This is a genomic window from Hyphomonas sp. CY54-11-8 (assembly GCF_000682735.1).
GTDB lineage: Bacteria > Pseudomonadota > Alphaproteobacteria > Caulobacterales > Hyphomonadaceae > Hyphomonas.
In genome coordinates this window covers 294,698-307,186 of sequence record NZ_AWFD01000001.1, presented here as the reverse complement: position 1 = coordinate 307,186, position 12,489 = coordinate 294,698, and the positions used below count along the sequence as shown (strand labels likewise).

The following is a 12,489-nucleotide window of genomic DNA, read 5'->3' as shown; positions in this document are numbered from 1 at the left end:
GGGCTTCCTTTTCCGGGCGGCAGGGGTGCAGGGGTTCGCCGGTGCGGCCCGTTGGAGGTTCAGGCTGACGGGTTGCTATTGGTTCTGGCGTTCCTTCACACCTTCCTCGTCGGCGAGGGCGCGGTCTTGCTCATTGAATTCGATCTCGGCCTCTTCGCCCTTGCCATAGGCGCGGGATTTCTTGGCGAGCGCCGACATGCTGTCCTGCATGCTGCCCTGCCCGACGGCCATGGTCTTGCGCGCATCCATGCCGATGCTCTCGGCATCATCGAAGCTCGCGAATTCGGCGCCGAGGAAGACAACTTCCCAGCCCTTGGCTTCGGCCCGTTCCAGAGCGGCCTTCGCGCCGTCTTTCGTCAGTTCACGTGAGGAATTTTCAAGGCCATCGGTCATGATCACAATGACGGCCTTTTCCGGCTTGTCGGCTTCGGCAAGGTTCACCATGCGGCCGATCGCATCGAACAGGGGCGTCATGCCGCGCGGGCTGGCTTCGTCATCGGTGACATTGTGCCAGTCTTCGGCCTTCACGCTGTCGCGCAGTACGTCGAACTGCATGCCGTCCTGATAATCGAAGATGGCGAGCGTGACATCGGTTTGGATATCCTCGCCGTCGATTTCGCCTTCGTCGGCCTCGCCAACGCTGGCGGCATAGGCGTTGACCGAACCAAGCGCTTCTTCCCAGATGTCGGACATGGAGCCCGTCCGGTCGAGCAGGATATAGGAATGTACCGCCCCCGGATCTTCCGGCGGCGTCGGCGGAACCTTGGCATTGGCTGCGCCTGCCAGCGCAATTGCGGCGGCTCCGAGTGTAAGTTTGGCGATGAAGGACTTCATCTTGGCGTCCCTTCCAGTTGGTGGCCGGAACCGCCGGCCTTGTGCGTCTCAAGCCCCCACGGCCCGATTGAGATTAAAGTTCAATCAGGATTGGGGCACGTTCGTGGCGGCTTGTTGCCGTTTGGAAGGTAAAAGGCCCGCCGGAATGCCGGCGGGCCTTCCAGTCTGAACATGTGTTCAGTTTCGGCTTATTTCTTCCGCATGAAGAAGCCTTTGCGCTTCTGGCCGGTCCGCTCCTGGACATCGGCTTCGCCGGCCTCTTCCCGGTCCATTTCGTCGAACTCGACCGGCGCGCTCGCGGCCGACGCGTAATAGGCCTGGCTCTTGCGGGCGAGCCGGGTCATCGATTCCGACATCCGTCCACGGCCCATGGCCATGGTCTTGCGCGCGGAGATGCCGACCGCGTCGGCGTCGGAGAAGTTCGCAAACTCCGCGCCGAGGAAGACGACTTCCCAGCCGCGTTTCTCTGCCCGGTCGAGCGCAGCTTTCACACCGGCCTTCGTCACTTCGCGGGAGGCGTTCTCCTCTCCATCGGTCATGATGACGATGACGGCCTTTTCCGGATTGTCGGCCTCCGCCATGGAAATCAGACGCGCGATGGCATCGAACAGGGGCGTCATGCCGCGGGGGCTCGCTTCCTTGTCGGTGACGGACTGCCAGCCATCCGGCTGGACGCTGCGGCGCAGCACGTCGAATTGCAGGCCGTCCTGCGCGTCAAACACGGCAAGCGTGATCTGAGGCACGACGTCCCCGGCCTGACCGGCGATGCTGGCGGCATAGGCATTCACCGAGCTCAACGCCTCGTCCCAGATGGGAGACATCGAGCCGGTGCGGTCGAGAAGAATATAGGAGTGTATTTTGGCCTGGGTGTCTGTCTGGGCCATGGGAGTCCCTCCTCTGCTGGCCCCCCGGCCCGTCAGCCGAGATGGGGAGAGGATCTGCCCGCACAAGTGAGAAAATAAAAAAGACCGGGAGGCGCGCACGCTCCCGGTCTCTTGTTTTTGGTCCGCACCCGGCCAAAGCCGGCCGCTATGAACGGTGTATACATGGTGTTCTTCATTGCCTTTGCAGGCCGATGATCAGGCAAATTGCGGCGCGATGCGCAGGTTCCGGACCCAGCCGATTTTCTCCATCGCAAGCAGGATCGTCCCGTTATAATCGACGATCCGGTTCCACATGCCCTTGCGCGGACGGTGCAGCGCGCTGGTCGGCTCGGAATGGTGATGGTCGTGGAAGGCCTCGCCGCCGGTCAGGAGACCGATCAGGTGATCTGCCCAGATTGGCGTTTTCAGGTGGCCCAGCACGTTGATGCCGTAGACGGTCGCATGGAACTGGATCGCCCGGCCGATCACCACGCTGGCATGGATCAGCGCCGTCAGCAGCAGGGATCCGCCCGCCGCCCAGACGATCAGATAGATCGCCGCCGGAATGACGAGGTGCACCACAAGGCTGATTTCATTGTAGAAACGGTCCATCCAGACGATGACTGGCTGGTTCTTCAGCCACATGGCCAGCGGGCGCTGGGTGTCTTTTTCGTCGCGCCACAGGATCCAGCCGACCCAGGCCCAGCGCTTGGATTCGAACGGGTTGTGCGGGTCGCCCGGCTTGTCGGAGAAGCGGTGATGCTGGGAGTGATAGTTCACCCAGTCCTTCACATTGCCCTGCATGGCGATGACCAGATTGATCATGGTCAGCACCTGTCCCGGCACGGCGAGTTCCCCTGCCCGGTGCTGCAGGATGCGGTGCAACGGTCCGATCCCGGCATTGCAGACGAAGATCGTGAAGGCGGTCACGGCGAACGCGATCAGCAGGTACCACCAGTGGAAAGTGAGATGGCTGAGGAAAATACCCAGCAGAACCATGGTCACGAACAGCGCAACACCCAGGACGGGATAGCCGATAGCCGAGAAAAAGCTGGCAAAATTGAAGGTCTTCCAGTTCTTCGGGATCGCAATGGAGCGCGGCAGGGTCATTCAGTTCCTCCAGATGACAAGCAGATTCCCACTGGATTAGTTTCCGTCCGGCAGGCTGGACCATCCTTAAGGAGTACGCCGCCCCCGTAAAGATGAAACAGGCGTCACGTATGCGTTATTCTGCTTGCGCTGCCGCCGCACTTTGGGGCTCAGCCGGTGCGGGTGCCAGATGGGGGTGCCAGATGGGGGTGACTGGGGCGCGGGGATTCGGATAGACAAACCGGGTGCCGGGGCGCGTTCGCGCCATGCGAACGGGGTCAGAACTTCATGGCGGATGAACGTCTCCTGCAGGCGATCCAGCAGCTTGAGGAACTTGGGGTCGACTTCGAGTCGAGCCAGGATGAAAGCGAAGTCCGCACGCTGTGCGACCTGACGCCGGACTGTCGCGATGGCGGGGAAAGCTCGCTGGTTCTCAATCCACGGCTCGGCACGTTTGGATGCCCGAATTGCGGTTCCGAAGGCAGTTTCACAGGGCTGATCCGCCTGAAAGAAGAGGTCCGCCGCCAACGTGTAAAGCAACTGCAACCCCTTCCCTTGGAAGCCGAGCTGATCCGGGAAGATGAAGCTCCGGTCCCGGCGGTGCGTCCTGTCGTTCAGGATGCCGACTTTACGCCGGCGCCTGCCAAGGTGAGCCGGAACCTTGCGAAACACGAGGCAAAGGTCAAAACCCTCAGCGAGGCGGACAAGCTGGAAGCACGCTTCCCGCACCTCAAACCCAAGGAAAAGAAGCCCTTCAACGGAGAGAAGTTCATCATCTCCCTCCTGGCGCTGGTCTTCCTGTCGGCGGGGCTGGCCGCCGCGGCCCTCTCCGGTTTTGCGAACTACCAGGCTTTTTCGAGTTCGGTCGCCGATCCGATCCAGTCGGGCATCTGGGGCTGGACCGGCGTCATCGCGGCCGTCATCTCTTTTGGCGGCTTCACCTTCTTCTACTGGCACACGGCCAATCACCGCATGAAGGAAGGCTGGCGCGCGCTGATCTTCGCTCTCGCCGGCATGGGCACCTCCATCATCGGCACCGAGCGCTATATCGCGGCGAACAATACGGCCGCCGCAGAAGAAATCGTGCGCGCGGATGCCAACCGCAGCGTGCTGGAATCCCAGATCGCCGACTGGCGCCGCCAGCTGGAAGGCATTCCGCCGGAAACCCGGTCTGTCGAAGGGCTGGAAGCCTATCTCTCTGAAGTGGAACGCGTTGGGCGCACGGAGCAGAAACCCTATCGCGATGCCCAAAACGAACTGGGCCTCGCCAAACGCCGCGACGAGCTGCAGACAAAGATCGAAGCGGCCAATGCCGAACTGCTGGGACAAGGGAATGGCAACCTGCTAACCGAGGCCCAGACCCGCACCAATTTCCCCTCCTGGTTCTTCGCCCTGATGCTGGAGGTTTTCTCCAGCCAGGGCACATCGATTGGACTGGTCGCCCTGCTGATCCTCTACGGGCGCCGCAGGTCCGGTTAACTCAAATCCTTGTTTTATTAACTATAATTGGCAGTTTTTTTGGAACGCTCAGGCCGTGGCGGGCATACGCTCTTACGAAGTCCCAATACTGGTGCTTCTCCATCTTACCTGCTCATTGGGTCAGTTCAGAAAGAACTGGCCCATTTTTTTGCGTCTTTTTCCGGGCGGGCTGCGATGCAAGCGGCAAAGGCCCGTCTTTGACTTGCAATCGGCGCGCTCCGCCTCATAGTCGCGCTCGGGAGGAAGCCTGGCAGTGTAGTGAAGACTACAGGCCTGTAGCAACTTTCCGTCGTGTCTGGATCTGTGACGAGGAGGCGTTCTGCCCCCATGAACCTGTTTTTCCGGCTCCTCCGGATCATGCTCTCGGCCTGGTTTTCAAAGACGAAAACCCACATCCTGGATGTGCACACGATCCGCTCTGCCGTCTGGCTCGGCGACCATGACCCGATGGGACACATGACCAATTCCCGCTACGCCTCGTTTACCGATCTCGGCATCATGAATTTCATGTTCCGGACCGGCACGATGAAAGCGTTCCGGTCACGCGGCTGGGTGCCGATCATCCAGCATGAAGCGCTGACCTATTTTCGCTCCATGAAGTTTCCCCAGAAATTCGAACTGCAGACCCGTATGGTCGGCTGGGACGGCACCTATATGTGTTTCCGGCATACCTTCATTTCGAAGGGCCGCACGGTCGCCACCAGCCGCATGATCGCGCGGCTCAAAGGGCGCGGGAAAGAAAGGGTCACAGCAGACATGGCACTGGAAGCAATCGGAATGCCCATGGACAGCCCGCCCCTGGAAAAGCCATTCCTTGATGCGATTGCCGATCTGAGGGCCGAACGGGCGTCCCACGCATGAGCCTGCCGCTGATCATAGATTGCGATCCCGGGGTCGATGACGCCGTTATGTTGATGATGGCGCTGGCGAGCGACACGCTCGACGTGCGCGCCATTACGACCGTTGCCGGAAACGTGCCGCTGGCGCTGACCAGCCGCAATGCCCGCATGATGTGCCAGTTGATGGGCCGGGTGGACGTGCCGGTCTATGCGGGTTGCCCTGCCCCGATCCTGCGCGCGCCTGTCACAGCAGAGGACTTTCACGGGACAAGCGGCATCGCTGGCCTCGACCCGTTCGAGCCTGACATGCCACTCGCCGACGGCCATGCGGTGACCTTCCTCGTCGATACGCTGAAAGCGGCTGACCCCCGCGAATACACGCTCGTCGTGACCGGCCCGATGACCAATATCGCCGCTGCCCTGATCCTAGATCCGTCCATTGCGCAGGGCATTTCCCGCCTTGTCCTGATGGCCGGCGCGGACAGCGAGGGCGGCAACATCACGCCCTTCTCCGAGTTTAACATCTTCGCCGATCCGCACGCGGCGGCCATCGTGTTCAAATCGGGCATCCGCGCGACCGTGATGAGCCTCGATGTCACCCACACCGTGCGGGCCGAACTGCCGCGTATCGAGCGGCTGAAAACCATTCCGACCGAGCGCGCCCAGATCATGGTGCAGCTGCTGGAAGCCGGCAACGAGCTGGAAGGCCGGTGGAAGGAAGGCCGCAAATCGCCCATGCACGACCCCTCCACGGTCGCCTTCCTGCTGGCGCCGCACCTGTTCGATGTGAAGTCGACACATGTCAGCATCGTGACCGAGGAAGGCGAACGCTTCGGCCAGACCTGTCTCGCCGCCGCGCCGGGCGGCCCGCACGACTGGGTGACAGGCGCCGACGCGGATGGCTTCTTCGACCTCATCATCTCGCTGATGGAGCGCGCATGATTACCGTCGTCGGTTCGATCAATCTCGACATTGTCGGCACCGGCCCCGCCCTGCCCCGGCCGGGTGAAACGGTCGGCGGCGCGCGGTTAGCCCGCCATCCCGGCGGCAAGGGCGCGAACCAGGCCCTGGCCGCCCGGCGCCTTGGCGCAGAGGTCCGTCTGGTCGCGGCCGTCGGCGCCGATGACATGGCCGACGAAGCGCTGAAACTGTTGCAGGATGGCGGTGTCGACCTTTCCGAAGTTGCGCATGTGAATGGCGAGACAACGGGCGTGGCACTGATCGCCGTCGATGCACGGTCAGGCGAAAACCTGATCGTCGTCTGTCCCGGCGCGAACCATGTTCTGCGCCCGGATGACGTCGCGCACCTGCCGATCGAACATATGATGGGCGTGCTGGAAGTGCCTGTGCCGGCCCTGCTGGCGGCAGCAAAGAAGGCGACGGGTTTCGTCAGCCTGAACCTCGCCCCCGCCCTGCCCGTGCCGGACGAATTGTTGGCCGAAGCGGATCTCATCTCCGTCAACGAGACTGAGGCAGAGGTCTATGGCGACCGGCTGAAAGCCTCCGGCGCGTTGGTCGCTGTGTCCCTCGGCGCGGAGGGCGCGGTGCTTTACAAGGACGGGCAGGAAATCGCCCGGGCCGCGCCGCCAAAGGTAGAGGTGGTCGACACGGTCGGCGCCGGGGACACGTTCACGGCCGCGCTGACGGTGGCCCTGATTGAAGGCATGTCTCCGCAGGAGGCGCTCGCCTTCGCCGTCACCGCCGGGGCGCTCGCCTGCACAAAGCCCGGCGCCCAGCCGAGCCTGCCGCATCGCCGCGACGTCGATGCGCTTGCCCTTAGCGGGAAATGACGCCAACAGTCGGGTAACCCTTTCCCGCCCCGTTCCCTGCCGGAGACCTGCCATGCGCCGCCTGCTGCTCAGCCTCGCCCTTGCCGCTCTTGCGGCCTCGCCCGCCCATGCCTGGGGCAAGACCGGCCACCGCGTCGTCGCCGCCATTGGAGACGAATATCTGAGCGATGAGGCCGCCGCAGCGGTGAAAGAGATCCTCGGCGCGGAGAGCATGGCAGAGGCTTCCGACTGGCCGGATTTCATGCGCTCCGACTCGTCTGACTTCTGGCGCCGCGAGGCAAATCCCTGGCACTATGTCACCATCCCGGAAGGCGAGGTCTATGCGGACATCACCCCGCCGCCGGAGGGCAACGCGATCACGGCGCTCGAACATTTCCGCGCCATCGCCATCGATGAGACCCAGCCGCCGGAACAGCGCCAGCTGGCGCTCCGCTTCATCATCCACCTTGTCGGTGATCTGCAGCAGCCGCTGCATGCCGGCAACGGCACAGACCGGGGCGCGAACCTCTTCACCTGCTACTTCTTTGAAGAGCGGACCAATTTGCACGAAGTCTGGGACGAGCTGCTGATCAACAATCAGGAACTCTCCTACACCGAATGGACCGATTGGCTGACCGCCAAGATCACCGCTGAGGATGTGCTCGTCTGGTCTGCCGCAACGCCGGGCCAGTGGGCCGACGAGAGCGCGGCCATCCGTGACCAGATCTATCCGGACAGCCAGATCCTCTCCTACGACTATGTCTACAAGACCCGCGGTTTCCTGCGCCAACAACTGTCGAAGGGGGGCGTACGGCTGGCAGCGTATCTGAACGAGATGTTCGCTGACGAAACGGTAGCACAGGCGGAATAAAAACCGTCTGCAGCTGTTTGTCCATTGGCAGGTGATCGACGGAAGCCTTCGTTGCAACAGAGATTTTCACCGTCTGCGACAGGCCAACTCGGATCCGTCCTATTCGCATGAAGCCTCAAGCCAGCAAATGAAGCGCGCGATCTTCCGTACCCGGACCCGCTCCGGAAGGCAGAGCACGCTGTAGGAGAGTCCCCGCAACTGGATGTCCGGCCGGAAAGGCGTCAGCAGCCCGCGCGCCACCAGATCCCCCGCAAGCAGGTTGCTGATGAGCGCCAACCCCTGCCCGGCGATCGCGCATTGTGCAACATGGTGCTCCTGCTCAAACTGCCGCAGCTCGGGCTTGTCATCGGCTGACGCAGCCGCAATCCACGCTTCGGGCGTTATGGGCGGCAGGCCCGGTTGTTCCCACTCGGTGCTCAGGATTGTTGCGCCATTCAAGCGCCCGCCAAGCGCCGCGACCATGTTCGGCGCCCCATAGAGGCCGATCCGCTCCGGCGGCAGCGCGCACGCCAGCAAAGGCCCTTCATCGACGCCGTACCGGATCGCCAGATCGATCCGCCGGTCTCGCGCAAGATCCACAGGTACCGTGCCGGTTTCGAGCCTCAAGCGGATATCGGGATGCGCCGCGTGAAACGCCTCCATTCGCGGCACAAGCCAGAGTGCAGCGAAGGCCGGGGTGGTCGTCACGGTCAGTTCGTGTTCGGTGGCATGAACCTCGCTCAGCGCGTCGGCGATCTCGGTGAAGGCGGAGGCCAGCCGCTCAGACAGCCGCCGCCCGGTCTCGGTCAGATGCACCGCGCGCGTCTCGCGCACGAAGAGCTGTACGTCGAGCGCCTGTTCCAGCCCGCGAATGTGGTGCGACACGGCGGTCGGCGACACCGAAAGTTCGTCTGCGGCGTCCTTGAAGCTCCCGAGACGGGCAGCAGCATCGAACGCGCGCAGCGAGATGAGGGAAGGCATGGCACGGAGCATACCCCCTCATACATGAGCCTGACTTCATCATCAAAGAAGTTTTCGAATTGGAATTTCTCTCTCAGCAAAGACGAGATCGCATGAAACTGAGCGATAGGTAGTGATCGATTGAATCAATAGATGATTTCTTCTCATGCATTGGTCCAAAACATGTCTTTGTAGAACGGCCCCGTGAATGAAAAATATGGCCCTTGAGAACCGGCGACATGCCTCAGAACCAGGAGAATTCACATGGCCACCATTCTGCATATCGATGCAAGCGCCCGCCCCGGCCGCTCGGACGAAACACAGTTCGGCTCGCATAGCCGGCGTCTGAGCGCAAAATTTGTCGAGGCCTGGCGCACAATCCGGCCGCACGACACGATCCTCTACCGCGATGTTGGACAGACCCCTCCGGCGCCGGTGACCGGTCGCTGGATTCATTCCGCCTTCACACCGGCTGATCAGCGGGAGGCCTGGATGCACGAGGTGTTGGCCGAAAGCGATACGCTTGTCGATGAATTGCTGAACGCCGACCTAATCGTCGCCGGGGTGCCGATGTACAATTTCGGCGTTCCGGCTCAGTTCAAGGCCTATATCGACAACATCGTGCGCGTCGGCAGGACCTTCGGCTTTGACCGCAGCCGCGATGGCGAACCCTATTGGCCGATGGTGCCCGCAAGCAAACAACTGGTCGTTCTCTCCTCGCGCGGCGATTTCGGGTACGAGCCCGGCGAGCGGCTTGAAAAAAGCAACCATGTCGAGCCCGGCGTGCGGACACCCTTCGCCTATATCGGTATCACGCAGATGCACTCAATCGCCGTGGAGTACGACGAGTTCGCCGACGAGCGTCTGCAGACTTCGCTCGCCAAGGCGGAACAGTCGATCGACGCGCTGGTTGCGCGTCTCACGGCGGCACGGCAAGCAGCCTGAAATACGGGCCGACGTAATCCGGCCCCTTCAATCGGGAAAGAACACGATGGCCGCCTCCCACGAGTTGCCCAATCTTGATGCCTTGATGGAGCGCGCGCTCGAATTGGCGACCGAACGCGCAATCGCAGGCGCCGCACCGTTCGCTGCGCTCGTTGTCGACGCAAACGGATCTGTTGTCGGAGAGGGTGTGAACCGCGTTGTCGCCTGTAGCGATCCGACGGCTCATGCGGAGATCGAAGCACTTCGCGATGCATCGGCCAGACTCGGACGGACGAGCCTTCGAGGTCATGCCGTGATCGCATCGGGTGAGCCTTGCGCCATGTGCGCCATGGCGCTTCGCAATGCGGGCGTGGATGTCGTGTATTTCGCGATGAGCCGCGACCAGGCGGCTATGGCCGGTTACGATTACCGGTCCAGCTACCACGTTCTCGATGAAGCCGCACTTGAGCGCGATATTGGATTTCGTCATCGCCCGGTGCCGGGAACTGAGGCCATGCTAGCGCGATGGCCGGCTTGAACGCGCCCCCCTCAGCTGGCGCGGTTTATGCGGCGGCGCTGGACGCTGGAGGGGATGTTCAGGCTTTCGCGGTATTTTGCAACCGTGCGACGGGCAATTTCGACACCATAGCCGGTCAGGATTTCCACAATCTGATCGTCGGAGAGCACGTCTTCCGGGTCTTCCTTCTCGATCAGCTGCTTGATCCGGTAGCGGACGGCTTCGGCGGAATGCGCCTCCCCGCCCCCGGTTGCCGGAATGGCCGCGGAGAAGAAGTATTTCAGCTCGAACAGGCCGCGCGGCGTCGACATGTATTTGTTGGTCGTCACGCGGGAGACCGTCGACTCATGCATCTCGATCGCGTCGGCCACCTGTTTCAGGTTCAGCGGCTTCAGGTGCGCGACACCGTGCGCAAAGAAGGCATCCTGCTGGCGCACGATTTCGCTTGCGACTTTCAGGATGGTGCGGGCGCGCTGGTCCAGCGACTTGATCAGCCAGCTGGCGGAAGCGGCGCATTCGGAGATGAATTCCTTCTCCTGGTCGCGCATCTTCAGCGCCGAGACTTCGGCATAATAGGCCTTGTCCATCAGCACGCGGGGTAGCGTGTCGGAATTCAATTCGACGGCGAACATGCCGTTCGGCAGCTCACGTACATACACGTCCGGTTGGACGGCGATGGTCGTGTCGGAGGAGTAGCCAGAGCCCGGTTTCGGCGAGAGCTGGCGCAGCTCCGCCATCATGTCCATCAGGTCTTCCTTGCCGACGCCACAGCGGTCCGACAGGGTTTTCAAATCATGCTTGGCGACGAGCGCGAGGTTCTCGATCATCGCTTCCATGGCCGGGTCATAGCGGCCGCGCTCTTTCAGCTGCAGCGCCAGGCATTCCGGAATGGAGCGGGCCATGACGCCCGTTGGCTCAAAGCCCTGGCAAACATGCAGCACGGCTTCGACATTCGCCTCGTCGGCGCCGAGATCCCTGGCGACTTCTTCGACGGTCGTGCGGAGATAGCCGCCATCATCGGTCTCGTCGATCAGGCGCGCTGCGATCAGGCGGTCAGCCGCGGAAAGACCGGCCAGCTGGAGCTGGTCGTGCAGGTGCTGGTTCAGCGTGATATTGGATGAGGTGTTGGACGCCACATCGAAATCGTCGCTGGCAGGCCCTGCCCCGACGCCGGACCAGTCGGCCTTGGCGGAGGGACCGGAGACACCGGCCGGCATCGCATTGTCGGAGCCCGTGCCCGGCTCGTAGACGTCCTCACCCGGGGCATCCAGCTGTTCGCGCGCCTCGCCCATGCCGGAGCGGTCGTCGAGCGACATCTCTTCCCGGCGGGCCGGCTCGCGGCCTTCGGCGGGGCCGTCATTGTCTTCAGCTTTCTGGAGCAGCGGATTACGCTCGATCTCTGCTTCGACGAACTCGGCAAGTTCCTGATTGGAAAGCTGCAGCAGCTTGATCGCCTGCTGCAGTTGCGGCGTCATAACCAGGGATGTCCCCTGGCGCATGTCGAGTGATTGTTTCATGGCCATAAGCCGCGCCCCCTGAGATCAAGCGGCGAACTGTTCACCCAGATAGACCCTGCGCACGTCCTCATTCTTCAGCACGCTGTCCGGCGAGCCGTTGAAAAGCACTTCACCATCATACATCACATAGGCCCGGTCGACGATCTGGAGCGTCTCGCGCACCTGGTGGTCCGTGATCAGGACGCCCAGGCCACGCTGCTTCAAGTAGCGGACAAGGTCGGAAATGTCGGAAATGGCAAGCGGGTCGATACCGGTGAACGGTTCGTCCAGTAGCATGAAGCTTGGACGCGATGCGAGCGCGCGGGCAATCTCGACACGGCGGCGTTCGCCCCCCGACAGGGAGGTGGCGGCCTGGTGGCGCAGATGTTCCACGTGCAGTTCGCTGAGCAGGCTATCGACCTGTGCCATGCGAGCGGCGCGGTCTTTTTCGACCAGTTCCGCCACAGCCAACACGTTTTCTTCCACCGTCATGCCCCGGAAAATGGAGGCTTCCTGCGGAAGATAGCCCACGCCGAGGCGTGCGCGCTGATACATTGGAAGACGGGTTACATCCTCGCCATCGATCGAGATTTCCCCGGAATCGACGCCGATGAGGCCCATGATCATATAAAAGCAGGTCGTCTTGCCGGCCCCGTTGGGTCCAAGCAGGCCAACAACTTCCCCGCGCTGAAGAGAAAGCGAGACATCCCGCACGACCTGTCGCTTGCCAAATGACTTGGCAATATTCTTAACGACAAGGCCTTCGGCCGGCTCGGTCATCTTTCTCCGGAATCCCTTTCAGTGCGGGCGTTTGTTGCCCGGAACGACTGATACCTTCACATGCTTAAGATCGGTTTCACGATCCTTTT

Annotated in this window: 13 protein-coding genes; 7 read left to right on the top strand and 6 right to left on the bottom strand. The window is 62.0% G+C overall.

Annotated elements, in window-relative coordinates:
* Nucleotides 1–75: 75 nt before the first annotated feature.
* From HY17_RS01655 to HY17_RS01645, 3 genes are all read right to left on the bottom strand, one after another.
* Nucleotides 76–834 carry a vWA domain-containing protein gene (locus tag HY17_RS01655; RefSeq protein WP_034761529.1) on the bottom strand — a complete coding sequence of 253 codons (759 nt, stop codon included), beginning with the start codon at nt 832–834 and terminating at the stop codon, nt 76–78.
* Between the two features lie 188 nt (nt 835–1,022).
* A complete protein-coding gene (locus HY17_RS01650) occupies nt 1,023–1,718 on the bottom strand; it encodes a vWA domain-containing protein (RefSeq protein ID WP_051599517.1) in 696 nt (231 codons plus the stop codon).
* A 195-nt stretch (nt 1,719–1,913) separates the two neighbouring features.
* Nucleotides 1,914–2,807, bottom strand: coding sequence for a stearoyl-CoA 9-desaturase (locus tag HY17_RS01645; protein WP_034761525.1), 894 nt, complete (start codon nt 2,805–2,807; stop codon nt 1,914–1,916).
* Between the two features lie 267 nt (nt 2,808–3,074).
* Here HY17_RS01645 and HY17_RS01640 point away from each other — a divergent pair, with 267 nt between their 5' ends.
* The 5 genes from HY17_RS01640 (at nt 3,075) to HY17_RS01620 (ending at nt 7,744) form a co-directional block, all read left to right on the top strand.
* Nucleotides 3,075–4,265, top strand: a complete 1,191-nt coding sequence (locus HY17_RS01640) for a hypothetical protein (protein ID WP_034761522.1) — start codon at nt 3,075–3,077, stop codon at nt 4,263–4,265.
* A 327-nt stretch (nt 4,266–4,592) separates the two neighbouring features.
* A complete protein-coding gene (locus tag HY17_RS01635; protein ID WP_034761518.1) occupies nt 4,593–5,126 on the top strand; it encodes a thioesterase family protein in 534 nt (177 codons plus the stop codon).
* A complete protein-coding gene (locus HY17_RS01630; RefSeq protein WP_034761515.1) occupies nt 5,123–6,046 on the top strand; it encodes a nucleoside hydrolase in 924 nt (307 codons plus the stop codon). Before HY17_RS01635 ends, HY17_RS01630 begins: the two co-directional genes overlap by 4 nt.
* Nucleotides 6,043–6,894 carry a ribokinase gene (locus HY17_RS01625; protein ID WP_034761510.1) on the top strand — a complete coding sequence of 284 codons (852 nt, stop codon included), beginning with the start codon at nt 6,043–6,045 and terminating at the stop codon, nt 6,892–6,894. The genes HY17_RS01630 and HY17_RS01625 overlap by 4 nt, the downstream gene beginning before the upstream one ends.
* A gap of 52 nt (nt 6,895–6,946) precedes the next feature.
* Nucleotides 6,947–7,744, top strand: coding sequence for a S1/P1 nuclease (locus tag HY17_RS01620; protein WP_034761506.1), 798 nt, complete (start codon nt 6,947–6,949; stop codon nt 7,742–7,744).
* A 99-nt stretch (nt 7,745–7,843) separates the two neighbouring features.
* Here the strand turns inward: HY17_RS01620 and HY17_RS01615 are convergent, their stop codons facing one another.
* A complete protein-coding gene (locus HY17_RS01615) occupies nt 7,844–8,704 on the bottom strand; it encodes a LysR substrate-binding domain-containing protein (protein ID WP_175354400.1) in 861 nt (286 codons plus the stop codon).
* 243 nt (nt 8,705–8,947) lie between these two features.
* Here HY17_RS01615 and HY17_RS01610 point away from each other — a divergent pair, with 243 nt between their 5' ends.
* Nucleotides 8,948–9,628: an FMN-dependent NADH-azoreductase gene (locus tag HY17_RS01610; protein ID WP_034761499.1), complete on the top strand. Its 681-nt coding sequence runs from the start codon at nt 8,948–8,950 to the stop codon at nt 9,626–9,628.
* A gap of 46 nt (nt 9,629–9,674) precedes the next feature.
* Nucleotides 9,675–10,145 (top strand): nucleoside deaminase, encoded by a 471-nt coding sequence (locus HY17_RS01605; RefSeq protein WP_051599516.1) that lies wholly within the window; start codon nt 9,675–9,677, stop codon nt 10,143–10,145.
* An 11-nt stretch (nt 10,146–10,156) separates the two neighbouring features.
* On the opposite strand, the gene rpoN is transcribed toward HY17_RS01605, so the two are convergent.
* Nucleotides 10,157–11,647 (bottom strand): RNA polymerase factor sigma-54, encoded by a 1,491-nt coding sequence (rpoN, locus tag HY17_RS01600; protein ID WP_034761497.1) that lies wholly within the window; start codon nt 11,645–11,647, stop codon nt 10,157–10,159.
* A gap of 18 nt (nt 11,648–11,665) precedes the next feature.
* Nucleotides 11,666–12,400 carry an LPS export ABC transporter ATP-binding protein gene (gene lptB / locus HY17_RS01595; protein ID WP_034761495.1) on the bottom strand — a complete coding sequence of 245 codons (735 nt, stop codon included), beginning with the start codon at nt 12,398–12,400 and terminating at the stop codon, nt 11,666–11,668.
* Nucleotides 12,401–12,489 lie beyond the last annotated feature (89 nt).